The following is a 24,616-nucleotide window of genomic DNA, read 5'->3' as shown; positions in this document are numbered from 1 at the left end:
CGTAGCGTTCGCTACGGCTGGGCTCGTGTGCGATTGGCAGAACTGACCCCGGATTAACGCCGGGTTGCGCGTGATCAAACACACTCGGCCGTAACCGCCGCACACTCATTCTCCTGCTTCCCGCCGGGAAAGCAATTTCAGCGAGGTGCGAGATGGCTAAACGTAAATCCAACGGCGGCGCGGTCGATGGCGCCGGTAGCATACTCAGTACGGTGGCGGGGCCGTCGGCGCCGCCGCATCCGTCGCGGCTGGGGCCGCCCAGTCCGATCGCCAGCCAGTTGCTGGAGAAGGTGAGCGGCGATGAGAAGCTGGCCGCCGAGATGCCGTTCAACGAGACCAAGCCGCTGGAGTATGGCGACGCCGCCTACACGCCGCACGCCGGCGAAACCCGCGAGCCGCCAACCCCGCTGGCCACCGCCAGCACCAGCACCGAGACCATCGCCTCGCCCAAGCTGGGCGACGGCCAGCCCGATATCGGCGACAATGCGCTCAACCGTCCGCTCGACCGCGTGCGCGTCGATGACAGCGGCCGCGAGCTGACCACCAACCAGGCGGTCAAGGTCGGCGACAATCAGGATTCGCTGAAGGCCAGCCTGCGCGGCCCGACGCTGATGGAAGACTTCATCCTGCGCGAAAAAATCACCCACTTCGACCACGAACGTATACCGGAACGCGTGGTGCACGCGCGCGGTTCCGCCGCCCATGGCTATTTCGAGAGCTACGATGATCTGAGCGCCATCACGCGCGCCGCGCCGTTCGCCGCCTCGGGCAAGCGCACGCCGGTGTTCGTGCGCTTCTCGACCGTGGCCGGCGAACGCGGCTCGGCCGACACGGTGCGCGACGTGCGCGGCTTCGCCGTCAAGTTCTACACCGACGAGGGCAACTGGGACCTGGTCGGCAACAACATCCCGGTGTTCTTCATCCAGGACGCGATGAAGTTCCCCGACCTGATCCACTCGGTCAAGCCGGAGCCGAACAACGGCATGCCGCAGGCGGCCAGCGCGCACGACACCTTCTGGGACTTCGCCTCGCTCAGCCCGGAGATCACACACATGCTGATGTGGCATTTGTCCGACCGCGCGATCCCGCGCAGCTACCGCATGATGCAGGGCTTCGGCGTGCACACCTTCCGCCTGGTGAACGCCGAGGGCCAGGCGGTGTTCTGCAAGTTCCACTGGTCGCCGATGGCCGGCACCCACTCGCTGGTGTGGGACGAGGCGGCGCGCCTGGCGGGCGCCGACCCGGACTACCATCGCCGCGATCTGTGGGAAGCCATCGACAGCGGCCAGTTCCCGGAATATGAACTGGGCCTGCAGATCTTCAGCGAGGAGCAGGCGGCGCAATTCCCCTTCGATATCCTCGACCCGACCAAGCTCGTGCCGGAAGAGATGGTGCCGGTGCGCCCGGTGGGCAAGATGGTCCTGGACCGCAACCCGGACAACTTCTTCGCCGAGACCGAGCAGGTGGCGTTCTGCGCGGCGCACGTGGTGCCCGGGGTCGACTTCAGCAACGATCCGCTGCTGCAGGGGCGCCTGCATTCGTACATCGACACCCAGATATCGCGCCTGGGCGGGGCCAACTTCCACGAGATCCCGATCAACACGCCGCTGGCGCAGATCCACAACAACCAGCGCGACGGCATGCACCGGCAGTCGCTCAACCGCGGCCGCGTGGCCTACGATCCCAACTCGCTGGCGGGCGGCTGTCCGTTCCAGGCCGGCGCGCGCGGCTTCGTCAGCTTCCCGGAGCCGGTCAACGGCAACAAGGTGCGCGGCAAGCCGGAACTGTTCGCCGAACACTATGCGCAGGCGCGCCTGTTCTGGATCAGTCAGAGCGCGATCGAGCAGCAGCACATCATCGGCGGTTTCCGCTTCGAGCTGACGCGGGTGCAATCGCAGGCGATACGGCGGCGCATGCTGGCGGGACTGGTCAACGTCGATGCCGGGCTGGCCGCCGCCGTCGCCGATGGCCTGGGCATGGAAGTGCCGCCGCCGCTGCCGCGCGCCACCGACCAGCCGCCATATGACTACCCGCCGTCGCCGTCGCTGTCGTTGCGCGCACGTCCGGGCCACACCGGCATTCGCACGCTGCGGGTGGCGATCCTGGTGGCGCTGGGCGTGGATGGCGCGCAGGTGCGCCAGCTGTATGCCGCGCTGCTGGACGACGGCGCCGTGCCGCGTCTGCTGAGCGACCGTATCGGCGCGCTCGCCACCGACGACGGCGCGCCGCTGGATGTCGAAATCAGTTTCGAGACCGGGCCGTCGGTGCTGTGGGACGGGGTGATCATCGCCGGCGCGGTGCCGACGGTGAAGGGCGCGCCGTCCGGCACGCTGCTGCACAACGACGCGCTGGCGCTGGAATTCCTCAAGCTGCAGTACCGTCACGACAAGCCGATCCTGGCGCTGGGCAGCGGCGCCGAACTGCTGAAGGCGGCGCGTATCCCGCGCAAGCTGCCGCACGGCGTGCCGGACCCCGGCGTGATCGTGGCGGAACCGTCGGACGCCGCCGAGGCGCTGGCCAGCTTCAAGGCGGTGCTGGCCCAGCACCGCATCTACGCGCGCGAAACCGACCCGCCGCGCGTCTGAAATTCCGGGGCAAATCCGGGGTCAGGTCTTTCATTGCGTCACGGGCCCAGCTGTAGCGTTCGCTACAGCTGGGCCCGTGACGCAATGAAAGACCTGACCCCGGAGTTTAGTACTCGCGGCGGTCGGGCTTGATTTCCTGCAGGATGGTGGTGGAAATCTCTTCGATCGATTTGGTGGTCGACGATAGCCAGCGGATGCCTTCGCGCTTCATCATCAGCTCGGCCTCGTTGACTTCGTAACGGCAATTTTCCAGCGCCGCGTATTTGCTGCCCGCGCGGCGCTCGTTGCGGATTTCGCTCAGGCGCTCGGGGGTGATGGTCAGGCCGAAGATCTTGGCCTTGAACTGGTACAGCGCCGACGGCAGCCTGCCGCGCTCGAAGTCGTCCGGAATCAGCGGGTAGTTGGCGGCCTTGATGCCGTACTGCATCGCCAGGTACAGGCTGGTCGGCGTCTTGCCCGAGCGCGAGACGCCGACCAGGATCACGTCGGCCTCGGCCAGGTTCTTGTGCGACTGCCCATCATCATGCGCCAGCGAGAAGTTGATCGCCTCGATGCGGTTGCGGTATTCCTCGCTGTCGACGATGTTGTGTGAGCGGCCGATGGTATGGGTCGACTTCACGCCCAATTCTTGTTCCAGTGGGGCAACAAAGGTCTGGAACATGTCCATGTACATGCCTTTGCACTGGCGGATCACGTCAGACAATTCGGCCTTCACCAGCGTCGAAAAAATGATCGGCCGGTGACCGTCGGTCGCAAACGCTTCGTTGATCTTGCGGACCGCGTCGTAGGCCTTGTCCAGCGTGTCGATGAACGGCAACCGCACCTGGCGGAAGCGCAATTCGAACTGGGTCAGCACGGAGTGACCGAAGGTTTCGGCGGTGATACCGGTCCCATCCGATACGAAGAAGACAGTGCGGGCCGCCGACGGCAGGGGTGGTCGTTGTTCTTGTGTCATGTAGAGAGCGCAGTCCAGTATTGTGAATCGTCAATTTGCGCCGCAGCCTGTAGAATGGGCGCCAACAGGATGCATTGTGCTGCACGGCCACCAGAATAACAAGAACACCGCCTGCCGCCCGCCGGAAAGATTTCTATCATCAAAAAGGTGTAATTATGTCCAACGCAGCATTGAAGGAGCAAAACAACGAAGCGGTATACGTTGCCTCGTTTGAACATTTACGCATGACGGATGTCGAATCCGTCGGCGGCAAGAATGCCTCGCTCGGCGAGATGATCAGCCAGCTGGCCGGCGCCGGTGTGCGCGTGCCGGGCGGCTTCGCCACCACGGCGCAGGCCTTCCGCGACTTCCTGTCGTATAGCGAGGCCGGCGGCAAGTCGCTGGCCGACCGCATCGCCGACCGTCTGTCGGATCTGAATATCGACGACGTGCGCTCGCTGGCGCAGGCCGGCGCCGAGATCCGCCAGTGGATCGTCGACACGCCGTTCCAGCCGCGCCTGGAAGACGAGATCCGCGCCTACTACCAACGCCTGGTGGCCGATTCCTCCACCGAGATGTCGTTCGCCGTGCGTTCCTCGGCCACCGCCGAAGACTTGCCGGATGCCTCCTTCGCCGGCCAGCAGGAGACCTTCCTCAACGTGGTCGGCATCGACAACGTGCTGGATGCGATGAAGCACGTGTTCGCATCGCTGTACAACGACCGCGCGATTTCCTACCGCGTGCACAAGGGCTTCACCCACGCCGAAGTCGCGCTGTCGGCCGGCGTGCAGCGCATGGTGCGTTCCGACGTCGGCGCCGCCGGTGTGATGTTCACCATCGACACCGAATCCGGCTTCAAGGACGTGGTGTTCGTCACCTCCAGCTATGGCCTGGGCGAGACGGTGGTGCAGGGCGCGGTGAATCCGGACGAGTTCTACGTCCACAAGCCGATGCTGGAGAAGGGCAAGTCGCCTGTCATCCGCCGCAATATCGGCTCCAAATTGATCAAGATGGAATTTACCAGCGAGGCCAAGGCCGGCCGCTCGGTGAAGACGGTCGACGTGCCGGTCGAACTGCGCAACCGCTATTCGCTGACCGATGCGGAAGTGGTGGAGCTGGCCAAGTACGCGGTGATCATCGAGAACCACTACGGCCGCCCGATGGACATCGAGTGGGGCAAGGACGGCCGCGACGGCAAGCTGTACATCCTGCAGGCGCGTCCGGAAACCGTGAAGTCGCAGCAGAAGTCCACCGACGTGCAGCAGCGCTTCAAGCTGAAGTCGAGCGGCACGGTGCTGGCTTCGGGCCGCGCCATCGGTCAGAAGATCGGCGCCGGTCCGGTGCGCGTGATTACCGATCCGTCCGAAATGGAGCGCGTGCAGCCGGGCGACGTGCTGGTCGCCGACATGACCGACCCTAACTGGGAACCGGTGATGAAGCGTGCTTCCGCCATCGTCACCAACCGTGGCGGCCGGACCTGCCACGCGGCGATCATCGCGCGCGAACTGGGTGTGCCGGCGGTGGTGGGCTGCGGCGACGCCACCGAGGTGCTGAAGGACGGCACCTTCGTGACCGTCTCCTGCGCCGAGGGCGACGAGGGCCGCATCTACGACGGCCTGCTGGAAACCGAGGTGTCGGAAGTGTCGCGCGGCGAGCTGCCGAAGCTGCCGACCAAGATCATGCTCAATGTCGGCAATCCGCAGCTGGCGTTCGACTTCCAGGCGGTGCCGAATGGCGGTGTCGGTCTGGCGCGCCTGGAGTTCATCATCAACAACAACATCGGCGTGCACCCGAAGGCGATCCTCGAGTACCCGAACATCGATGCGGACCTGAAGAAAGCGGTGGAATCGGTGGCGCGCGGCCACGCTTCGCCGAAGGCCTTCTACGTCGACAAGCTGGCCGAAGGCGTGGCCACCATCGCCGCGGCATTCTGGCCCAAGCCGGTGATCGTGCGCCTGTCGGACTTCAAGTCCAACGAATACAAGAAGCTGATCGGCGGTTCGCGCTACGAACCCGATGAGGAAAACCCGATGCTGGGCTTCCGCGGCGCGGCGCGCTATCTGGCCGACGATTTCGCCGGCGCGTTCGAAATGGAATGCGCGGCCATGAAACGCGTGCGTAACGACATGGGCCTGACCAACGTCGAGATCATGGTGCCGTTCGTGCGTACCTTGGGCCAGGCCGAGAAGGTGGTGGGACTGCTGGGCAAGAACGGCCTGGTGCGCGGCGAGAATGGCCTGCGCCTGATCATGATGTGCGAGGTGCCGTCCAACGCGATTCTGGCCGAGCGCTTCCTGGAGCACTTCGACGGCTTCTCGATCGGTTCCAACGACCTCACCCAGCTGACCCTGGGCCTGGACCGCGATTCCGGCATGGCGCTGCTGGCGGCCGATTTCGACGAGCGTGACGATGCCGTGAAAGCCTTGCTGTCGCAGGCGATCAAGGCTTGCCGCGCGCAGGGCAAATACATCGGCATCTGCGGCCAGGGGCCATCGGATCACCCCGACTTCGCGGCGTGGCTGATGGAGCAGGGCATCGAATCGATGTCGCTGAACCCGGACTCGGTGATCGACACCTGGCAGAAGCTGGCTTCGCTGTAAGCCATTGACGGCGGCGCAAAATGGTATAGACTGGAGTTATCGAATTCCGTAGCAAAACACGCTATCAAACCATTTTGTTCCGCAGTAAAGAGACCCTCGCAGCCCGACCGGGATGCGGGGGTTTTTGCTTTTCTACCCGCGAAAGGAGCGCATCATGGCTGACTGGAGTTACTGGCTGGCCGCCGCCGGTCTGGCGGTGATACTGGAACTGTTCAGCGCTACGTTTTATCTGCTGATGATCGCCATCGGCATGGCGGCCGGCAGCGTGGCGGCGCTGCTGGGATTCGGCGCGGCGCCGCAACTGCTGGTGGCCGCCGTGGTCGGCGTCGCGGCAACGGTGGCGCTGCGCCGCAGCCGCTACGGCCGGCATCAGCGGCGGGTACGGGCCGAGCGCGATCCCAACGTGAATCTTGATATCGGCCAGACCGTGCATGTGCCGGCGTGGCAGGATGGCACGGCGCGCGTGATGTACCGCGGCGCGCTGTGGGATGTGGAGTTCGACCGCAGCGGGGCGCCGGGCGCGGCGCCGGCGCCGGGGCAGTACACCATACGCGAGGTGCGCGGCAGCCGTCTGATCGTGACCGCGTAACGATTCATCTTCCGGAGATATACATGGACATCAGCATAGGCAACGTGACCTTCATCCTGTTCGTACTGGCATTGGTATTCGTGTTCAAGACCATCAACGTGGTGCCGCAGCAGCACGCGTGGGTGGTCGAGCGGCTCGGCAAATACCACGCGACCCTGGGGCCGGGACTGAACATCGTGATTCCGTTTGTCGACCGCATCGCCTACAAGCACGTGCTGAAGGAGATACCGCTCGATGTGCCGCCGCAGGTCTGCATCACCCGGGACAACACGCAGCTGCAGGTGGACGGCATCCTGTACTTCCAGATCACCGACGCGATGCGCGCATCGTACGGCTCATCGAACTACATCGCCGCCATCACGCAGCTGGCGCAGACCACCTTGCGTTCGGTGATCGGGCGCATGGAACTCGACAAGACCTTCGAAGAGCGGGAGCACATCAACACCGCCATCGTCAATGCGATCGACGAATCGGCCGCCAATTGGGGCGTGAAGGTGCTGCGCTACGAAATCAAGGACCTGACGCCGCCGAAGGAAATCCTGCACGCGATGCAGGCCCAGATCACGGCGGAACGCGAGAAGCGCGCGCTGATCGCCGCCTCGGAAGGCCGCAAGCAGGAACAGATCAACATCGCCAGCGGCGAGCGCGAGGCGCAGATCGCGCGTTCGGAAGGCGACAAGCAGGCCGCCATCAACCGCGCGCAGGGCCAGGCGGCGGCGATCGTCGCGCTGGCGGAAGCGAATGCCTCGGCGCTGCGGCAAGTGGGCGCCGCCATCCGCGAACCGGGCGGCGACGACGCGATGAACCTGAAGGTGGCGGAGCAGTACGTCAACGCCTTCGGCCAGCTGGCCAAGACCAACAATTCGATTATCATACCGGCCAATCTGGGGGAGATGAGCGGACTGATTGCGACCGCCATGCAAGTCGTCAAAACGCAAAGCAAAATCATCAAGGAGTAAGACATGGGCACTTGGGCGGTAGACGCCTTCGGCAACGACTACGCGCAGGACTGGGCGCAGGACTTGCACGAAACGAGCAATCTCGACGCGGTCGAAGACACGCTGAACGCCGTGCTGCAGGCGCCGCCAGGCGAGCTGGAAGCGCCCTATGCGGCCGAAGCGCTGGTGGCGATCGAAGTGCTGGCGCGCCTGCAAGGCAAAGGCGGCGCGCGCGGTGACGACAGCGCCGCCGTCGATCAGTGGGTGGATGCACGCAAGGCCAAGGGCAAACCTGTCAAGCCGCGTACCGACCTGGTTGACAAGGCGGCGCAAGCGCTGGAGCGGATTCTGTCACCCGATTCCGAACTGCGCCAGTTGTGGGAAGAAAGCGAACACTACGCCGACTGGCGCGCTGCGGTCGACGATCTGACATCCCGACTAAGCGCGTGAACCGGTCATGAAAATCTGTTTTATATGGGTAGCCCGCTACCGCAACCTCGAGAATTTTTCGCTGAATCTGTGCAGCGCGGCGCGGTTCGAATATTCGAACGCCAGCAATACTTTGGACAAGTTGCCCTCCAGAGCCTTGCCTGGGAACTTTTTCGGCGAGTCAGTGGCAGACGTAGCCGGCATCTTCGGCAAGAATGGCAGCGGCAAGAGCAACGCGCTGGAGATGATCTGTCACGTACTGAAAGGTGGGCCGGATGTGTTGAATGCCGACTTCCTGATCGTTGTGCGGGAAGACGACGACAGTTATGTTTGCCATTACGCGTTCGGCGACAGTCGGGCCGCGCCGCGACTTGCGCTGGCGGCCGCCGAGGTCAGCGTGCGGAAATATGTGTCGGCACTGGAGCCGTTGTCGGTCGTCTATTTTTCCAACGTGTTCGACCAGCGCGCGCCAAACTTCCCGCAGGGCGTGGACGATATTTCAGTGAATAACCAATATCAGCGACCGCTCCACCTGCGCAGGCGAGCGATCGCTTCGGACTTCAAGCGGCAGATAGACCTGCTTAATTCGACGCATCTGACAACGTTCGCACTGGCGCTGCCATTGCAGATCAGGATATCCAGCAATTGCTGGAACCGGGATTGGCTGATCAATCGCGCGCACGCCCGGCGCGATTATCTGCAAATGGCGCTCGACGTTGACGTGCATTTGCGCCGGCAGTTGATGGTAAGCGCCAACAGTGCGGGCTTCATTCTGCAATTTATTTGGGCGTTTTTTCTCGGGATTTATCTCGACCAACTGCAGATCAATGACAGGAACAATGAAGTCAATCGGGTTTTTATGGACGATGCCAATGCGGTGCTTGCCGGCTTGCCTCTTGTCGATTCACCGGTCGAACAGGGCGAGATGATGTTACGCTGCCTGGAAAAGAATATTAGGGGAGATGCCCCTACCATCGTCGAGGCAGCAAACCGCTTCCGGGCGGATGCGACGGTGAGGGATATCGATATGCGCATCGGTTTCATCCGTCGCTTGCAAGGGTACTTGGCGGGACTGGACCTGGTGTGCGAACTGGATGGCCGCCACAACTACGCGCGCCATGAGTTCCTGTTACGGTATCAAACCGATACGGAACGCGCACTGGTTGCCGATTTCGCCCAGACCTTTGCCGACGATGATGTTTTCGCTCTGGACTGGGTCGGCATCAGCTCGGGTTACAAAGCCTACCTGACCCTGTTCTCTTCGCTGTACGGCCATGGTCTGAAACAGGGACGCGCCCACCGTCTGATCTGCATCGACGAAGGCGACCTGTATTTGCATCCAGAGTGGCAAAAAGGGTTTCTGCAAAAGCTGCTTACCGATTTGCCAGCGCTGCTGCCGGGGACGATGCAGCTGGTGCTGACATCGCATTCGCCGTTTTTGCTGTCCGATTTGCCCAATCAATGCGTGACCTTGCTCAACGCGGAGCAGCCGGCGCTGCATGGCATGCAACTGGAAGAAAAAACCTTCGCCGGCAATCTCTACGAGTTGTACACGCTGGGTTTCTTTCTCAAGCAATCCAAGGTCAGCGATTTCGCCTACAACAAAGTCGCGCAGGCAATCGACTGGCTGGAGCCAGGCTCTGGCGCCAGGCCCACCGAATTCACTCCGGAGCAGCGTGAGTTGATCATGTTCTTGTCTGAATTCGTTGGCGATCGCATGATTCAAAAAATGATTGAGAGGAAGGCGCCGAATTGATCAAAATCGATTCTCACCTGCGGGTGGCGGATCCCGCGGCGTATGTGAAGACGCTGGTCGAACGCCACTGGCGCCACTTCAATCCGGTCGATGATGGCGGAAAATATACGGCCAAGTCCGCAATCGAAGCCTGTCGCCGCTTACGCCAGGCGACCGGCCAGACGGCCCCGATCACAAGCCGGGGCAAACATAAAGGCGCAACATATCTGCAGTACTACGCGGACGGCGATTCGGCCAAGCTGCGCCGCCAGCAGGACTTCCTCGATTATCTGCTGCACAACGATGGCGCCAACCTGGTGCAGCTGTACACGGCGCGCCCGGATACACTGGCCGCGATGGCGACGGCGATAGGCGCATTGACGAAGAGCGGGGACTTTTTTAAAACGGACAAAGGAAAGCTCAAGCAAACCGAATTTGGCAAGCGCCTGAGCCGCGACGTCTTCGACTACGCGAGCTTCCGATCTTCCCAGTATTGCGCGGACCTATACCGGCAATTGCAGTTCAATCAGGCTACTTGCCCTTACTGTAACCACAGTGTTCTGGAAATCGTGCAGCTGCACAAGGGCAAAGACGAGGCCCCGATGCTGAAAGCCTATTTTCAGCTGGATCATTATTTTGCGCAGGTGCGCCACCCTTACCTGGCGCTAAGTTTTTTCAACCTGATACCCAGCTGCGGCAATTGCAATGCGGTCGACAAGTTAGACGCCGAGTTCGCGCTCCATACCCATGTCCATCCGTTTCACGAAGCCTTCGATGATTTCTATCATTTCGAGCTATCGATGCGTGGGATGTGGGGGATGGTGCACGAAGTGCAGATCGTGCCCAGGCAGAGCACGACTCACCGGGACGGTGGCGTGGACGCATTCAGGCTGCGGGATAAATATGCCGGCTACTCCGCTTTGGCCATCGACCTGCATCGACGGTTCGTGGCCTATGAACATTGTTTGAAAACGGAGGACGCGCAGACCCTGCGCCTGTTCCAGGATGCGGTGTTGCACGGCATGTCGCTGGACAAGCGCGATATTCTGCGCACCAATCGCGGCAAGATGAAGCGTGACCTGATCCGACAATTCGACGTCGCCAACGCTCTTAAAATCGATTAAGCCCCATCAAAACGCGTAGCTGGCGCTCCAGGTCCAGGCTTTGGCGGAGTGGACCGGATATGGCGGATACCAGGTGTCGTCGTCCGGGCTGTATTGGCGGGCGGCTTGCAGCGTCCAGTTGCCGACCGGGACGGCGATGCCCAGCCGGACGTCGTAACGCGCACGCCTGGGGATGCCGGGCCAGGCGTCGCCCCGCACGTTGTACAGCAGGCCGCCGTGGGCGACCAGGTTGATGCGCTCGGTCAGCGGGTGGAAGTAGTTGCCCTCGGCGTACAGCACCCGCGAGTGGTAACCGAAGTAGCGCGGCGCGTAGTACAGCCGCGCGCTGAAACGTTCGCCGGACAGGCCGCCGTAGCATTCCTGGAAGTCATAGACGTGCGCCTGGGTGTAGCTGTTGTGGTTGCAGCCGGCTTCCCAGCTCAGGCCCGAGGCCATGCGCCGGGCGTAACCGGCGTAAGCCTGCAGTTTGTAGCCATGGTTGTCGCCGATGTGGACGCCGCTGGCAAAGCCGCCCACGTACCAGCCGCTGACGGTGTCGACGTTCAGCGTCAGTTGCGGTACCGCGCCGCCGTCGCCGGGCGCCTGCCCGCGGTAGCTGTACTCGGATTGCAGGGCGACGCTGCCGCTGATGTCGGCCTGGGCGCCGGCCGCCGGCTGCAGCAGCCATAGCAGGGACGCGGCGACCGCGCGCTTCAAGGCGTGGCGCCGCGTTGGCTGAGTGTGCGCGCGCAACTGAAATCGCGGATCAGGCGGGAGAGGGAAACGCATGCGTCGATATTACCAGCATTCAGGCTGCCGGCAGGCGTCAATAGCGTGCGCAATTGCGCCGGCGAGCTGGCGGGTTGCAGCTGGTCCAGCAGGGCCACCATGCCGGAGACGTGCGCCGCCGCATAGGAGCTGCCATTGACGAAGGACCAGCGCCCGCCCGGCATGGTGGTGGGAACGTCGTTGCCCGGTGCGAGCAGGGCGTCGGATGGCGTGCCGGCTGGCGGGCCACCCGCGCGCGCTTGCGCCGCCACCGCCAGCACGCCACGGTGGCTGGACGGGAATGCCGGTCCGCTGGCCTGGGCGTCGATGGCGCCGACCACGCCGATCCCGCGTTCCAGCGCCACGTCCAGTAAACGGTCCAACAGCCTGTCGGGCGGACCGGACAGGCTGAGGTTGATCACTCTGGCGCCGTTCAGGATGGCGAAGTGGATGGCTTTGCTGAGCGTGAAGCTGTTACATCGCGTCGTCTGGTCGCGTTGCTGCCAGCAGGCGCGCAAACCCATCAGCTTCGCTTGCGGCGCGACGCCGACGATGCCGCCATTGCCCGCGCGCGCGGCGATGATGCCGGCGACGGCGGTGCCGTGGTTTTCCGGCGGCGCCGGGCCGTTGTCGACAAAGTTGTTGTTCACGGCCAGCTGGCCTCGCAGGTCGGGATGGTTGGCATCGATGCCGCTGTCGATCACGGCGACCTTGACGTCGCGGCCGGTGGCATAGCGGTGCAGGTCGGCCAGGTGCCAGTAACGCGCGGCCGGCTGCACCGGGTAGAGTGCATCGGCGCCGTCGGCCGCACGGGCAGGGGCGCCGTCCACCACGGCACGCGCGGCGTCGTTGCCGTTGGGCGCGGTCGTGGTTGCAGCAATCTGCGCCATCGCGCTGAAGCCCGCCACCGGCTGCGCCCATTCGACTTGCGGATCGCGCGACAAGGCTTCGATCAGGGGACCGGCGGCGGTGTGTTCGGCATAGCGCATCACGTAGCAGTCCAGGCCCAGCACCGGCATCGGCCAGTCGTCCACCAGGGTCAGGCCGTGCTGGCGCGCCAGCGCTTCGGCGCGGCGGTGGCGCGATGCGCGGCCGCTGTCGTCGATGTAGCGGCCGCCGTAGCTGGCGTCCGGGCGATAGTGGCTGGCGGGCAGGCGCAACATGACCAGCAACTGATGCGCGCCCGGTTCCGCATCGGCGCCGAGCGGCACCGGCACCGCCTGTTCGTCACCGGCCGGCGGCGCGGCCTGGGCGTGGGCCGCGCTCAGCATCAGTGAGGCGGCCAGCGCGGCCAGCAGCGTGCTGATGAGGCGCAGGATGTTCAAGGGGCGCTGCCTCCATCCAGCGGCTCGACCAGTTTGACGGCGCTTTCGGCGCGTAATGCCTGTAACGCGTGATCGCGATTGTCCGCCGGCACGGTGAGCAGGTAGGCGTCGGTGACGGTCGGACCGTCGACCACGCGGGCGTTTTGTGCCTGCAGGATGCGGCGCAGTTCGCGTTCGCTGGTGTTGGGCTGGAACACCACCACCAGATTGCCGGCCATCGCCGCGCCCGAGCCGAGCACGCGGTAGGCCGGTTCTTCGGACGGCTTCATCAGCAATGCGGCCAGGCCGACGATGGCCACCCACTGCGCGGCCATGGCCCAGCGCAGCCAGGACGGCTGGTTGGCGGCCGCCGCGCGCCACCAGCGCACGCGTGCGGGCCTGGCGGCTGCATCGTCGGCTGACGGGCCGAGCGCGGGCAACAGTTGCGCCAGTGCGCGCTCCATGTCCACACCAGGGGGCAGGGCAGGGTCGGCGGCGGCCTGGGCGCGCGTCGCGCGTTCCCAATCCAGCTCGCGCCGGCACTGCGCGCAGCCCTGCAGATGCTCCTGCACGCGCGCCGTCTCGTCCGGCGCCAGCTGGCCCGATGCGTACCACGGCAGCAATTCCTGCACTGCCTGATGCACCGGGACGTCCATCCTGAATATGCGCCCGTTCATCGGCTGTTCTCTCTTTCCGTCCACAACAAATCCTTCAATCTGTGCCGCGCATGGAACATGCGGGTCTTTACCGTGTTCAGCGGGCATTCGACGATGTCCGCGATATCGCTGTACGCCATATCGTGATAATAAGTCAGCACCATCACCGCCCGCTGCGCCGCCGGCAGCGCATCCAGCGCGTCGGCCACCGTGTGTTGCAACTGCTGGCGGCTGAGCACTTGTTCCGGCTGCTGTTCGCCCTCATCTTCGTACAGGGAGGCATCGGATTCCACCGGTTCGTCGCTCTGTTTCAGGGCTTTCAGCGTCTTGCGATAGGCCACCGCGAAGATCCAGGTCGACGGTTTGCAACTGCCATCGTAGCTGGCCGCCTTTTGCCAGACGACCAACATGGTGTCATTGACCACTTCCTCGATCAGCGGCGCACTTCGGGCCATGCGGCCGACGAAGCGCGACAGGCGCGGGAAGTAGCCGCGGTACAAGGTTTCGAAGGCGCGCCTGTCCCCGGCAGCAATCCTGCCCAGCAGCTGTGCATCGTCTGTATCCGGGGTCATGCATTCCTCCATTGTTACCCGTTAATACCTTGCTGTCCGCAAACGGTTCTACAAATCGGGAAATAAATTTTAGGTTAACATGCGCATATGAATCTGAACCAGCAAATTGATCATCTAGACAGCTTTCTGCACCAGCACCGCCGCGTGCTGGTGCTGACCGGAGCCGGACTCAGCACCGCTTCCGGCATTCCCGACTACCGCGACCAGGACGGCGTGCGGCGCGGCCGCGCGCCCATCCAGGGGCCGGATTTCCGCAAGTCCGAAGCGGTGCGCCGGCGCTACTGGGCGCGCAGCATGGCTGGCTGGCCGACCTTGGCCGGCGCCCGGCCCAACATCGCGCACCAGGCGCTGGCGGGGCTGGAGCAGGCCGGCCGCATCGACGCTATCATCACACAAAACGTCGATGGTCTGCACCAGCGCGCGGGCAGCAGCAAGCTGATCGAGCTGCACGGGAATATCCATTACGTGAAATGCCTGGACTGCGGTGCGCTGCATGAGCGCGCCGCCATCCAGTCGTGGCTGAAGGACGCCAATCCGGCGCTGGCGGCCGAGGCGGGCGCGCACGGCGAAATCGTCCCCGAAACCCGCCCTGACGGCGATGCCGAGGTGGAGCTGGACGCGCTGCAGGCGTTTCACCTGCCGACCTGCAGCGACTGCGGCGGCACCCTGCAGCCCGATGTGATTTTCTTTGGCGACAACATCCCGCCGCAGCGCACGGCCCAGGCGCTGGCATGGGCCGAGGAGGCCGACGCGCTGCTGGTGATCGGTTCGTCGCTGATGGTGTTTTCCGGCTACCGCTTCTGCAAGCTGGCGGCGCAGGCGAACAAGCCGATCGCGGCCATCAACCTGGGCAAGACCCGGGCGGACGACCTGATCGGCCTGAAAATCGCGGCATCGGCAGTGGATATCCTGCCGCGCTTGCTTTAATTGCGCTGCAGCATGGAGCGGACGATGGCTTCCTTGGCCAGCACGTAGTCGGTGCCGGCCAGTACGAAGTTGGTGTTCGGCTGGATCACCTTGATGTTGATGAACACCATGTCGCTGGTTTCGGCGTAGGAGCCGACCACGATGGCCTGCGCGTTGTGGCTGTTGGCCACTTCGCCGATTTCGCGGGTCAGCATCAGCTCGCCCTGGTTGCGCTTCAGGTAGACGCTGTTGCGCAACTTCATTTCCAGCATGCTCAGGCCGCCTTGCGCCAGACGCGTGGAGATCTGTTCGGAGACCAGACGGCCCAGCGTGGTGGTCTGCTCCAGCGCGTCGATGTTCACCACCGTGGCCATAATCAGCGGCTTGCCAGCCAACAGTTTGCCGTTCAATTGTTGCATCAGCGTGTCAGCCGCCTTGTAGTTGGCGGTGATGAATTGATTCGGCGTGATGGTCGAATAGTTGTCTTCCTTGGGCGGATTCTCCGAGCAGGCCGCCAGCAGCAGCGGCAGCGACAGCACGACGGCGCGTACCAGCAATTTCATCATTACAAGTCTCCGCGCACCTGGAAGGTACGGGTCAGTTTGGGTTCATCCGGTTTGGGATCGACGATGCCGTACAGCGTACGGTCGGTATCGGCCACGTAGTAGGCCGACGTGCTGCGCGCCAGGTAGCGGTACTGGTCGGATACCGAGACGGTGACGATGATCTCGGTCTTGGGCGTGTCGCCCGGCGCGAACTGGGCGTTGAACCAGTCGTAGGCATCCCAGCCGCCGGCGCCCGCCGCCAGGTAGGCCAGGGGCGGCGCCTCCACCTCGCTGAGCAGCCAGACTCCGCTGCCGAGCACGGCGCGTTCGCCGTGGTAGCGGTATTGCGGCCGGTTGGCGCTGAAGGTGACCGCCTGCACGTCGAGGTCGACTTTGAGCGAACCGGCCGGCGAGCGCGACACCACGTGGCCATCGTTCACCAGCGCCGTGGTCAGCTGGGTCGCCAGCGCGCGCTGGAATGGCGTCGGCTCCTTGGGCTCGACGATGTAGACGGGTCGCGGCGGATTCTTGCGCAGCTCGGCGGCGATCTGCTGCTCGATATGGCCGGAAATCACGCCCCAGTGATGGGCCGCCTGCAGCTTGGCCTGTTTGGTGGTCGGAAAGTTCGCGGCCAGCGGGGTCGGCGTGTAGCGCGACGCGCATCCTGCCAGCAGCATGCCGGCTGCCAGAGCCATTGCAGTTTTCAGCGCCATGATTGCCTCATCGTAGTAAGTCGCGGCCATGCGGCGGCCGCGAATGTAAAATCGCACTTCGGCAGTGTAGCATGGATGTTTCTACTTAGAAATTCGTGCGGCCATAAAAAACCCGGTGCGGGACCGGGTGGTGTCCGCGCTGCGCAACAGTCTCAGCGCTTGTGCACCTTCATGGCTTTTTCCACCTCGCGCTTGCCGTCGCGATCTTTCTCGGTTGCACGTTTGTCATGCATTTTCTTGCCCTTGGCCAGGCCGATCTCGCATTTGATGCGGCCGCCCTTGTAGTGCAGGTTGAGCGGCACCAGGGTGTAGCCGGAGCGCGTGACCTTGCCGATCAGCTTGTCGATCTCCTGGCGGTGCAGCAACAGCTTGCGGGTGCGCACGGCCTCCGGGCTGATGTGGGTGGAGGCGGTCGGCAGGGCGCTGATGTGGGCGCCGAACAGGAACAGCTCGTCGCCCTTGACGGTGACGTAGGCTTCCTTGATCTGCACCTTGTTGTCGCGGATGGCCTTGACTTCCCAGCCTTCGAGCGCGATGCCCGCTTCAAAGCGGTCTTCGATGAAGTAGTCAAAAAAGGCTTTTTTGTTATCGGCTATGGTCATGTGTTGGTATCGGTTAAACTACTGCTGCGCGCCGTTCAGCGCGGATAATTCGACATCATAGCAAATGGTTAGATAATGGCAGTAGTACACAAATCAGTTTTACTCGGTTACAGCGCCCGGCAGATGTTCGACCTGGTGGCGGGCATCGAGGACTATCCCAAATTTCTGCCGTGGTGCGGTGGTGTGGAGGTCAAGGAACGCAATGGCGACACGGTGGTGGCCAGTGTCGGCATCAACTACCATGGCGTGAAGCAGAGTTTTACCACCTCCAACGAAAACGTGCCGGGCGTGTCGATCAAGATGACGCTGGTGGACGGGCCTTTCAAGTGCCTGGACGGGGTGTGGACCTTCAAGGCGCTGCGCGAGGACGCGTGCAAGATCGATCTGGATCTGCATTACGAATTTTCCAGCGCGCTGCTGGCCAAGCTGGTGGGACCGGTGTTCGGCATGATCGCCAACAGCATGGTGGATTCCTTCTGCAAACGGGCGGAAACGGTGTATGGCGGCTGAGCTGATCAACATCCAGGTGTGCTACGCCAGCGACGCGGTGCAGTTCCTGCGCGCGCTGCAAGTGCCGGCCGGCACCACCATCGAGCAGGCGCTGGCGCTGAGCGGCGTTCAGCAAGCCGTGCCCGGCCTCGACCTTTCTGCGCTGCAGGCCGGCATCTACGCCAAGAAGAAACCGCTGGATACCGTGCTGCGCGAGCACGACCGCATTGAACTCTACCGTCCCCTGATCGCCGACCCCAAGCATGCGCGCCGCCGCCGCAAGGCAGCGGTGGCTGATTAATCGCGGTTCGTCAGGATTTGAAGCAAAAAGTCGCGGGTGGCGGCTTGCCGGAAAAATTCGGTGTGCCAGACCTGGTTTTGCTTGTGCTCGGCAGTGCCGAAGTTGAGGATGTGGTCGGCGGCCGGAGCGGCGCCGGGAAGCAGGACGCCGGCGTAGGGGACGACCAGGTCGTTGTCGGCCTCGATCAGGGCGCGGCTGAGCAGGGCGCCGGTGCGCTCGAGCGCCGAGCTGCCGTAGTCGAAATTCGCGCGGGCATACCAGCTGCGCTCCGGAGCGATCAGGCCGCCAGCCCGGTTCAGCGTGGCAATCAGCGCCGAGTCGTCGGTCAGCGCCTGCACAGCGGGACGGTCGTAGCCCAGTGAAACCACCATGCGCGCCAGCCCGATCACCACGTCCAGTCCCATGCCGGCGCTGAAGGAGGCCAGCATGGCGGCCACATTCAGGAATTCCAGGATATCGTCCGGCGACGCCAGCTTCGAGCCCTGATTGGCCGCCGCGACAAAAGTCACCTTGCCCACCCTGGCAATGCGCCCAGCGCGCTCGCGGCCGATCTGCGCCAGCACCGCGTCGCCGTCCGCGCCGTCCGCCAGCAGCGAACGCAGCACCAGACCGCCACGGCTGTGGCAGACCACGTCCAGTGCCCAGTCCGCCGCCGGCGGCATGTGCTGCAACAGATCGAGGGCGTTTTGCTGCGGCGTCTTGGCGATGGTCCAGTGATCCCAGCCGAACACGCGACCTTCATACCGCTCGATCAAGGGCTGCAGATCGAGCGCGCCAAAGCCGCCCTCGGTCGAACTGAACAGCCCGTGCACCAGCAGCAGCACCCGCTTGCCGCGTGCCGCAGCGAGGTCGGCCGGTCGTGCGCTCTGCTGAAATCCGCGCGACAGCGCCAACAGCCGTTCCGGCTTGTGATGCGCCTCGATCTTCTCGACCATGGCCTGCGTCATGTGCTCGCCGGCGCGCAAGGTGGCCTGCACGATCCAGTCCCAGCCCTCCTTCAACAGCGGCTGACCCGGCGGCGGAAAGACGAACTGCACGCAGCCGCTGTCCTTGTGCCGCACCACATGAAGTTCCTCGTCGGCAATGTGCGCCAGCGGCAGCGGCGGGGTGCCGATCAGGGGTTCCACCCCGGGCGGGGCCGACAGCAGGGCGTGGTCTGCCAGCGCGTCATCCAGTGCGCGCTGGAGTTCAGCTTGCTTGGCAGGCGGCAGTTTCATGACGCTAGTGTAGCGCTGTCCCGGCGGCGGGCTTTGCACTGTTGCAAAGTGGCTTTGCAGGTTTGTGGCTTCCTCGCCGCAACGCACCAACCTAAGATACACTCATCGTTACTACCTGCAAAGAGTCCATGATGACGCGCAACCGGTTGCTTGTGATTGCCTGTTTATGCTCGAGCGCGTCCACCGCGTACGCCGGGACGGCATGTCCGCCGCTCACCCGCGTCGGTTTCAGCGACCTGGGCTCTGCATCGTTTCGCGAGAATGGCCAGATCAAGGGGCTCACGGTCGATATCGCCAGCGAACTTGCGCGCCGCACCGGCTGCAAATTCGAATTCCACTGGTATCCGCGCCAACGCTTGTTCGTCGAGCTGTCGGCCGGCCGCATCGACATGACGCTGGGCGCGATACGCGCACCGGAACGCGACGCCTATGCCACCTACCTTCCTTACGCCTGGCTGCAATACGATCTGGTGCTGCGCACCACCGCCGACAGCCATTACAACAGTCTGACGGACTTCGTCGAACGGGGCAGCGGGCGGCTGAATGTCACGCGCGGCGTCGTCTACGACAGCGCGGTCGAGACCCAACTGGCGATCCTGCTGTCGCGCGGCAGGCTGGAGTTGGTGAACGATTACGAAACGGTGTTCGGCAAGCTGGAGATGGGCCGCGCCGACGGCACGCTGGCCACGCCGCCGATTTATACGCGCTATGTGAAGGACCGGCATCTGAAGAATCTCAGCGTGATCCCGATGCCGGAGGCGGCGCCGCGCTTCACCGGCATCTATGTCTCGCGGCAGACTGTGCCGACGGCGGCGCGCTTGCGCTACGCCGCGGCCTTGAAGGACATGATAGTCGACCAGCAGATCGCGCGGCTGTACGAACGTTATTTTGACGAGCCCACGGTCAGGCGCATCTTCCGGCCAGGCACGCCAGCGTTGCTGACGGCCTTGTCCAACGTCGAATAAGGCCGGATCAGCGGCCGTTGACGTCCAGCGTGCGGGCGTCCAGCTTGACCTTGACGGTGGCGGCGGGCTTGGCGCCGGCCGATTCCGCCAGGGTCACGATGTACTCGCCGGCGGCGATCTTCCAGGTCTTGCTGGCGCTATCGTACACGCCCAGCAGACGTGGATCGATCTGCACGGTGGCCTTGCCGCTGGCGCCGGCCTTCACATCCAGCTTGTCCCAGCCGCCCAGGCGCTTGGGCGCTTCCCAGCCGCCGGCCGCCGACGAGACGTAGACCTGACCGACCGCCTTGCCATCACGCTTGCCGGTGTTCCTGACGCTGAAGCTGACTTCGATGCCTTTGCCGCCTTCGGCCGGCTTGGCGCTCAGATCGCCCAGCGCGAAGCTGGTGTACGACAGGCCGTAACCGAACGGGAACAGCGGCTTGTGGTTCTTCAGATCGAACCACTTGTAGCCGATGGCCGCGCCTTCGATGTTGTAGTCGGTCTGCACCTTCTCGATGATGTTCTCGTCCTTGGTCTTGCTGTCGCCATCGATGGTCGGACGCGGCAGTTGTGCCACCGAGGCCGGGAACGTGGCCGGCAGGTGGCCGGACGGATTGACTTCGCCGGTCAGCACGCGGGCAATGGCCGCGCCGCCGCTGGTGCCCGGATACCACGCTTCCAATACCGCGCCCACCTTGTTCAGCCATGGCATCACCACCGGGCCGCCGGTCTGCAGCACCACCACGGTCTTGCTGTTGGCCTTGGCCACGGCGTCGATCAGCGCATCCTGCTTGTTCGGCAGGTTCAGGTCTTCGGCGTCGAAGCTCTCTGCCAGCCACTGGGTGCCGAACACGATCACCACGTCGCTGCCGGCAGCCAGTTTGGCGGCGGCGGCGACGTCCTTGCCGTCGTTGTAGGTGATCTTGGCCTTGGTCAGCTTGGCCAGTTCGCCCATCGGCGACGAGCGGTGATAGACGATAGGACCGGGGAAATGCGTCGGACCTTCATTCGGCACGGCCGAACCGCCGATCGGATACACCTGCGCCGAGCCGCCGCCCGACAGCACGCCCACGTCCGCGTGGCCGCCGATGATGGCGATGCTGCGCACGCCGGACGACAGCGGCAGCAGGTTGTCGTGGTTCTTCAGCAGCACGATGGCTTCTTCGGCGTCGGCCTGGGTGACCTTGGCGTGGGCGGCGAAATCGATGCCGGCATCGGCGGAGGTCGGCGTCGTCACCGGATGTTCGACCAGGCCGTTGGCGAACATGGCGCGGGTGATGCGCTTGACCATGTCGTCCAGACGCGCCATCGGCACGTGGCGGTTGGTCACGGCTTCCTTCAGCGCGCCGTTGAAGTAGTCCGACTTGTCGAACGGATGGCCGGACTGCTGATCCAGCCCGCGGTTGGCGGCCGGGATGGTGGAGTGGGTCGCGCCCCAGTCGGACATCACATAGCCCGGATATTTCCAGTCCTGCTTCAGCACCTGGTTCAGCAGGTAGTCGTTCTCGCAGGCGTAGTCGCCGTTGACGCGGTTGTACGCGCACATCACCGAACCAGGCTGGCCGCGTTCGATCGCGAACTGGAAGGCCAGCAGGTCGGACATGCGGCCGGCCTTGTCGTCGATGTGGACGTTGACGTGATTGCGGTTGGTTTCCTGGTCGTTGAAGGCGTAGTGCTTAACGGTGGAAATAATATGGTTCGATTGCATGCCGCGAATCTGCTCGCCGACGATCACGCCGGCCAGCAGCGGATCTTCGCCGCCGTATTCGAAGTTGCGGCCATTGCGCGGATCGCGCATCAGGTTGACGCCACCGGCCAGCTGCACGTTGAAACCGGTGCTGCGCGCTTCGCTGCCGATCATGGCGCCGCCGGCGAAGGCCAGCTTGGGGTTCCAGGTCGCTGCCGTGGCCAGGCCGGCCGGCAGGGAAGTGCGTTCATACGGTTTCTTGGACACGGCCTGGGTGGCGACGCCGACGCCGGCGTCGGTCTGCCACTGCGGCGGCAGGCCCAGACGGGCGATGCCCGGCACATAACCGGCCGAATCGGGACGGCCTTCCTTCGGCGCCTCGAATTTCTTGGGCGCGAACTCGGTCGAGAAGTAGGCGAACACGGTCTGGATTTTTTCGTCCAGCGTCATGGCCTTCACCAGCTGCTCGGCGCGCGCATCCGGCGACTGCGCAGCGTCGAGCCAGGGTTGGTTTGCGTCTGCGGCGTGCGCGGCGCCGGTTAACATCATTGGATAAGCCAGTGCCAGAGACAGCCAGAGACGCTTCTTCATTTGTTACGTGTCCTTATACTTGTTTGTAGTGATGGTCAGCGGGGGATCAAAACCTCCACCGCGTATGCTCCGCCCGCAACGATACCGGTGATGCGCGCTTCAGTCAAACGATTACCGTCGCACCAGACCTGGATTTCCTCCACATCCGCGCGCTGGATGAAGACATTGAATGTCGCGTGGCGGAACTGGCGCTCCACCTTGATGCCGTCCCAGTCCTTGGGCAGCTGCGGCTGGATGGTCAGGCCGTCGGCATCGCCCTTCAGACCGCACAGTCCCTCGACGAAGCACAGGTAGACCCAGGACACGGTGCCGGTGTTGAACAGCTGGCTGGAGCGGCCGGCCGTGCGCGGATATTCGCGCCACGCGCCGCGGTAGTAATTCGGGATGAACACCGGCAGCTGGCCGCGCTGCAGGTAGTCCGCCTCGCTCGGGCCGGGCAGCATGCGGCGCAGCAGATCGTAGGCGCGCTCGCCTTCGCCGGCGGCGTACAGGCTGTAGATGTAGAACACGGCGGCGTGGTTGTATACCGCGCCGTTTTCCGCCGAACCCGGATGCTTCTGCGTCACGCGGCCGACGTCGTCGCGCATGGCGCTGAATGGCGGCGCGAACATCTGCACGCCATAGGGCGTGTACAGCTGTTGCTCGACCTGCGCCATCATCGACGCGCGCTGGCTGTCGCTGGCGGCGCCGCCCAGGATGGCCCAGGCCTGCGGATTGAGCCAGATCCGGCCTTCCTTGTCGTCGCGGATGCCGAAGGTGACGTCGTCGTCGGTGATGCCGCGCGCGAACCATTCGCCGTCCCAGAAATGCTCGTTGGCGGCGCGGTTGACCGCGTGCGCGCCGGCGCGGAAATGTTTGGCGCTTTCCGCCAGCGAGGAGCTGGCGCCGGTGGTTTCGCAGATCTCCGCCCACAGGTTCAGCGCGTAGGCGGTGGCCACGGTCAGCCAGCCGGACACGCCGCGGCCCTTGTAGCCGACCATGTTCATCGGATCGCACCAGTCGCCCTGGGCGATGTAGCTGAGGCCACGCTTGTCGCGCGCCTGCAGCAGCCAGTCCATGGCGCTGCTCACGCGCTCGGAGACGGTGAGGGCGACCCCGCTGTCCTTGCCGATCACGTCTTCGTGCAGGATATCGTAGTCGCCGGTTTCGTCCAGGTACACCTTGAGCGCCACCGGCAGCCACACGCAGTGGTCGGTGTGCGGCACCTGGTTGATGTATTTGAGCTCCGCGCCTTCGACCAGCAGAATCCCGTCCGGCATGGCGCCGCTGGCTTCCTGCTGCGACAGCGCGTGCAGGAAGGCCGCGCGCATCACGCTCGGCTTGATGAAGCTCATGCCCATGTTGTCCTGCAGGTAGTTGCGGGTCTGCGGATCGGTGCTGAGGCGGTTGACGTCGCCGTGGTAGAACACCTGGCGCGGCAACCAGTGATTGACGAAGTTATCCAGGTCGGCGTCGGGCGTCTGGATGCGCAGGCATCCGCGGCCGCTGGCGACGTAGGCGGCGTATTCGTCCTGCGCGGCCTTGAAGGCGTCCGCGCTCAGGTACTTGTCGCGCATGGCGCGGATTTCGTTGTCGTCGAAGGCAGGACCGAACAGGAAGCGGTAGTCGCGTAATTCGCCCTCGGCCAGCGCCAGGCGGTACTGCACCGCGGCGGTCGGGGTCTCGTAGCGTGCATCGCTGCCGGTCAGCAGCTCGGCGCCGACCGCGCACGGATAGTGCAGACCGCCTTCGCCTTCGAATGCGGACTGGCGCACGTCCCAGGCGTCGGGCGCATGCTCGCACAGGAAGTAGGTCTTGTCCTTGAAGTCCTTCTGCTTGAAGTAGTCGGCCACCTTCTGGTACGGTGTGACGCTGCTGGCGACCACGCCGCCCAGGTCCGGACGGTATTCGCCCGACTGGTTCATCCACGACATGTAGCCGATCGGGAAGTAAGGATAGACGCTGATCTTGCGCTTGCGGCCGGACAGATTGGTGACGCGCAGCGACCACAGTTCCACCACCTCGCGCGCCGGCAGGCTCAGATTCAGCTCGATGCGGATGCCCAGGTGCTCGATGGTCCAGGCGATGTCGCTTTTGCCGACCGAGAAGGCATAGCTGTCGACCGGCGTGCGTACCGGTTCGTAAGGCGCGGAAAACAGTTCGCCCGTCTCCTCGTCCTTGACGTAGAAGAAGCGGCCCGGATGATGCGCGTAGTAGTTCTGCTCCGGCTGCATGAAGGTCTTGGCCTCCAGGTTGGGCGCGTGCGCATACTTGGCCGGTTCCGGCTGCATGAACTGGGCGGTGGCGTAGCCGCGGCAGGTGATCTGTATCATCATCTTCTGATTCCACAGGAAGCCGGCCGCCTGCGGCATGGCCGTGGCGCTGGTCAGTTCATAGCGGTCGCCGTTGTGGGTGGGGCGTAACAT

Annotated in this window: 22 protein-coding genes; 11 read left to right on the top strand and 11 right to left on the bottom strand. The window is 64.0% G+C overall.

The features are described from left to right. Positions 1-152: 152 nt before the first annotated feature. Positions 153-2,585, top strand: a complete 2,433-nt coding sequence (locus tag E4L98_RS00515; protein WP_135199602.1) for a catalase — start codon at positions 153-155, stop codon at positions 2,583-2,585. Positions 2,586-2,691: 106 nt separating this feature from the next. Here the strand turns inward: E4L98_RS00515 and ppsR are convergent, their stop codons facing one another. Continuing rightward, positions 2,692-3,540, bottom strand: a complete 849-nt coding sequence (gene ppsR, locus E4L98_RS00510) for a posphoenolpyruvate synthetase regulatory kinase/phosphorylase PpsR (protein ID WP_135199601.1) — start codon at positions 3,538-3,540, stop codon at positions 2,692-2,694. 224 nt (positions 3,541-3,764) lie between these two features. Here ppsR and ppsA point away from each other — a divergent pair, with 224 nt between their 5' ends. From ppsA to E4L98_RS00480, 6 genes are all read left to right on the top strand, one after another. Further along, the gene (gene ppsA / locus E4L98_RS00505) at positions 3,765-6,119 is read left to right on the top strand and encodes a phosphoenolpyruvate synthase (protein ID WP_229257167.1); all 2,355 of its coding nucleotides are present in this window, start codon (positions 3,765-3,767) and stop codon (positions 6,117-6,119) included. A 154-nt stretch (positions 6,120-6,273) separates the two neighbouring features. Further along, the gene (locus E4L98_RS00500) at positions 6,274-6,708 is read left to right on the top strand and encodes an NfeD family protein (RefSeq protein WP_135199599.1); all 435 of its coding nucleotides are present in this window, start codon (positions 6,274-6,276) and stop codon (positions 6,706-6,708) included. Between the two features lie 23 nt (positions 6,709-6,731). Beyond that, entirely contained in the window at positions 6,732-7,667 is a 936-nt protein-coding gene (locus E4L98_RS00495) for an SPFH domain-containing protein (protein ID WP_135199598.1), read from the top strand. A 3-nt stretch (positions 7,668-7,670) separates the two neighbouring features. Further along, positions 7,671-8,096, top strand: a complete 426-nt coding sequence (locus E4L98_RS00490) for a DUF4259 domain-containing protein (protein ID WP_135199597.1) — start codon at positions 7,671-7,673, stop codon at positions 8,094-8,096. A gap of 7 nt (positions 8,097-8,103) precedes the next feature. Then, positions 8,104-9,831 (top strand): AAA family ATPase, encoded by a 1,728-nt coding sequence (locus E4L98_RS00485; RefSeq protein WP_135199596.1) that lies wholly within the window; start codon positions 8,104-8,106, stop codon positions 9,829-9,831. Beyond that, positions 9,828-10,934 (top strand): hypothetical protein, encoded by a 1,107-nt coding sequence (locus E4L98_RS00480; RefSeq protein WP_135199595.1) that lies wholly within the window; start codon positions 9,828-9,830, stop codon positions 10,932-10,934. The genes E4L98_RS00485 and E4L98_RS00480 overlap by 4 nt, the downstream gene beginning before the upstream one ends. A 6-nt stretch (positions 10,935-10,940) precedes the next feature. On the opposite strand, the gene E4L98_RS00475 is transcribed toward E4L98_RS00480, so the two are convergent. From E4L98_RS00475 to E4L98_RS00460, 4 genes are read right to left on the bottom strand one after another with little or no spacing between them, the layout of a single operon-like run. Continuing rightward, the gene (locus E4L98_RS00475) at positions 10,941-11,630 is read right to left on the bottom strand and encodes a TorF family putative porin (RefSeq protein ID WP_229257166.1); all 690 of its coding nucleotides are present in this window, start codon (positions 11,628-11,630) and stop codon (positions 10,941-10,943) included. Further along, a complete protein-coding gene (locus E4L98_RS00470; RefSeq protein WP_229257165.1) occupies positions 11,627-13,006 on the bottom strand; it encodes a S8 family peptidase in 1,380 nt (459 codons plus the stop codon). The genes E4L98_RS00475 and E4L98_RS00470 overlap by 4 nt, the downstream gene beginning before the upstream one ends. Further along, positions 13,003-13,662 (bottom strand): zf-HC2 domain-containing protein, encoded by a 660-nt coding sequence (locus E4L98_RS00465; protein ID WP_135199593.1) that lies wholly within the window; start codon positions 13,660-13,662, stop codon positions 13,003-13,005. Before E4L98_RS00465 ends, E4L98_RS00470 begins: the two co-directional genes overlap by 4 nt. Continuing rightward, positions 13,659-14,213 carry an RNA polymerase sigma factor gene (locus E4L98_RS00460; protein WP_229257164.1) on the bottom strand — a complete coding sequence of 185 codons (555 nt, stop codon included), beginning with the start codon at positions 14,211-14,213 and terminating at the stop codon, positions 13,659-13,661. The genes E4L98_RS00465 and E4L98_RS00460 overlap by 4 nt, the downstream gene beginning before the upstream one ends. A gap of 87 nt (positions 14,214-14,300) precedes the next feature. Here E4L98_RS00460 and E4L98_RS00455 point away from each other — a divergent pair, with 87 nt between their 5' ends. Further along, complete coding sequence (locus E4L98_RS00455; protein ID WP_135199591.1) at positions 14,301-15,140, top strand: NAD-dependent protein deacetylase; 840 nt, start codon at positions 14,301-14,303, stop codon at positions 15,138-15,140. On the opposite strand, the gene E4L98_RS00450 is transcribed toward E4L98_RS00455, so the two are convergent. The 3 genes from E4L98_RS00450 to smpB all read right to left on the bottom strand — a co-directional run bounded on the left by E4L98_RS00450 (position 15,137) and on the right by smpB (position 16,979). Next, complete coding sequence (locus E4L98_RS00450; protein ID WP_135199590.1) at positions 15,137-15,685, bottom strand: FlgO family outer membrane protein; 549 nt, start codon at positions 15,683-15,685, stop codon at positions 15,137-15,139. The genes E4L98_RS00455 and E4L98_RS00450 overlap by 4 nt on opposite strands. Then, positions 15,685-16,377 carry a hypothetical protein gene (locus tag E4L98_RS00445; protein WP_135199589.1) on the bottom strand — a complete coding sequence of 231 codons (693 nt, stop codon included), beginning with the start codon at positions 16,375-16,377 and terminating at the stop codon, positions 15,685-15,687. Before E4L98_RS00445 ends, E4L98_RS00450 begins: the two co-directional genes overlap by 1 nt. 152 nt (positions 16,378-16,529) lie before the next feature. Beyond that, positions 16,530-16,979, bottom strand: coding sequence for an SsrA-binding protein SmpB (gene smpB / locus E4L98_RS00440; RefSeq protein WP_135199588.1), 450 nt, complete (start codon positions 16,977-16,979; stop codon positions 16,530-16,532). 75 nt (positions 16,980-17,054) lie between these two features. On the opposite strand from smpB, the gene E4L98_RS00435 reads away from it, so the two are divergent. After that, positions 17,055-17,489: a type II toxin-antitoxin system RatA family toxin gene (locus tag E4L98_RS00435; protein WP_135199587.1), complete on the top strand. Its 435-nt coding sequence runs from the start codon at positions 17,055-17,057 to the stop codon at positions 17,487-17,489. Then, the gene (locus E4L98_RS00430; protein ID WP_135199586.1) at positions 17,479-17,769 is read left to right on the top strand and encodes an RnfH family protein; all 291 of its coding nucleotides are present in this window, start codon (positions 17,479-17,481) and stop codon (positions 17,767-17,769) included. Before E4L98_RS00435 ends, E4L98_RS00430 begins: the two co-directional genes overlap by 11 nt. On the opposite strand, the gene E4L98_RS00425 is transcribed toward E4L98_RS00430, so the two are convergent. Then, positions 17,766-18,986 (bottom strand): esterase/lipase family protein, encoded by a 1,221-nt coding sequence (locus tag E4L98_RS00425; protein WP_135199585.1) that lies wholly within the window; start codon positions 18,984-18,986, stop codon positions 17,766-17,768. The two genes, E4L98_RS00430 and E4L98_RS00425, sit on opposite strands and share 4 nt — an antisense overlap. 128 nt (positions 18,987-19,114) lie before the next feature. Here E4L98_RS00425 and E4L98_RS00420 point away from each other — a divergent pair, with 128 nt between their 5' ends. Continuing rightward, positions 19,115-19,951 carry a substrate-binding periplasmic protein gene (locus tag E4L98_RS00420; RefSeq protein WP_135199584.1) on the top strand — a complete coding sequence of 279 codons (837 nt, stop codon included), beginning with the start codon at positions 19,115-19,117 and terminating at the stop codon, positions 19,949-19,951. A 7-nt stretch (positions 19,952-19,958) separates the two neighbouring features. Here E4L98_RS00420 and E4L98_RS00415 read toward each other — a convergent pair whose 3' ends face one another. Continuing rightward, the gene (locus tag E4L98_RS00415; RefSeq protein WP_229257163.1) at positions 19,959-22,169 is read right to left on the bottom strand and encodes a beta-glucosidase family protein; all 2,211 of its coding nucleotides are present in this window, start codon (positions 22,167-22,169) and stop codon (positions 19,959-19,961) included. 77 nt (positions 22,170-22,246) lie between these two features. Next, entirely contained in the window at positions 22,247-24,616 is a 2,370-nt protein-coding gene (locus E4L98_RS00410; protein ID WP_135199582.1) for a GH36-type glycosyl hydrolase domain-containing protein, read from the bottom strand.

Source organism: Duganella callida (genome assembly GCF_004614165.1).
Taxonomy (GTDB): Bacteria; Pseudomonadota; Gammaproteobacteria; order Burkholderiales; family Burkholderiaceae_D; genus Rugamonas; species Rugamonas callida.
Note: the sequence above shows the minus strand (reverse complement) of the source record. Positions and strands in the feature narration are given on the sequence as shown.

What these genes read in the sequence shown, in the direction of transcription:
- E4L98_RS00515 (WP_135199602.1), top strand. Translation starts at nt 153, where the DNA reads ATGGCTAAACGTAAATCCAACGGCGGCGCGGTCGATGGCGCCGGTAGC.
- ppsR (WP_135199601.1), bottom strand. Translation starts at nt 3,540, where the DNA reads ATGACACAAGAACAACGACCACCCCTGCCGTCGGCGGCCCGCACTGTC.
- ppsA (WP_229257167.1), top strand. Translation starts at nt 3,765, where the DNA reads ATGACGGATGTCGAATCCGTCGGCGGCAAGAATGCCTCGCTCGGCGAG.
- E4L98_RS00500 (WP_135199599.1), top strand. Translation starts at nt 6,274, where the DNA reads ATGGCTGACTGGAGTTACTGGCTGGCCGCCGCCGGTCTGGCGGTGATA.
- E4L98_RS00495 (WP_135199598.1), top strand. Translation starts at nt 6,732, where the DNA reads ATGGACATCAGCATAGGCAACGTGACCTTCATCCTGTTCGTACTGGCA.
- E4L98_RS00490 (WP_135199597.1), top strand. Translation starts at nt 7,671, where the DNA reads ATGGGCACTTGGGCGGTAGACGCCTTCGGCAACGACTACGCGCAGGAC.
- E4L98_RS00485 (WP_135199596.1), top strand. Translation starts at nt 8,104, where the DNA reads ATGAAAATCTGTTTTATATGGGTAGCCCGCTACCGCAACCTCGAGAAT.
- E4L98_RS00465 (WP_135199593.1), bottom strand. Translation starts at nt 13,662, where the DNA reads ATGAACGGGCGCATATTCAGGATGGACGTCCCGGTGCATCAGGCAGTG.
- E4L98_RS00460 (WP_229257164.1), bottom strand. Translation starts at nt 14,213, where the DNA reads ATGACCCCGGATACAGACGATGCACAGCTGCTGGGCAGGATTGCTGCC.
- E4L98_RS00455 (WP_135199591.1), top strand. Translation starts at nt 14,301, where the DNA reads ATGAATCTGAACCAGCAAATTGATCATCTAGACAGCTTTCTGCACCAG.
- E4L98_RS00450 (WP_135199590.1), bottom strand. Translation starts at nt 15,685, where the DNA reads ATGATGAAATTGCTGGTACGCGCCGTCGTGCTGTCGCTGCCGCTGCTG.
- E4L98_RS00445 (WP_135199589.1), bottom strand. Translation starts at nt 16,377, where the DNA reads ATGGCGCTGAAAACTGCAATGGCTCTGGCAGCCGGCATGCTGCTGGCA.
- smpB (WP_135199588.1), bottom strand. Translation starts at nt 16,979, where the DNA reads ATGACCATAGCCGATAACAAAAAAGCCTTTTTTGACTACTTCATCGAA.
- E4L98_RS00435 (WP_135199587.1), top strand. Translation starts at nt 17,055, where the DNA reads ATGGCAGTAGTACACAAATCAGTTTTACTCGGTTACAGCGCCCGGCAG.
- E4L98_RS00430 (WP_135199586.1), top strand. Translation starts at nt 17,479, where the DNA reads ATGGCGGCTGAGCTGATCAACATCCAGGTGTGCTACGCCAGCGACGCG.
- E4L98_RS00425 (WP_135199585.1), bottom strand. Translation starts at nt 18,986, where the DNA reads ATGAAACTGCCGCCTGCCAAGCAAGCTGAACTCCAGCGCGCACTGGAT.
- E4L98_RS00420 (WP_135199584.1), top strand. Translation starts at nt 19,115, where the DNA reads ATGATGACGCGCAACCGGTTGCTTGTGATTGCCTGTTTATGCTCGAGC.
- E4L98_RS00415 (WP_229257163.1), bottom strand. Translation starts at nt 22,169, where the DNA reads ATGATGTTAACCGGCGCCGCGCACGCCGCAGACGCAAACCAACCCTGG.
- E4L98_RS00410 (WP_135199582.1), bottom strand. Translation starts at nt 24,616, where the DNA reads ATGTTACGCCCCACCCACAACGGCGACCGCTATGAACTGACCAGCGCC.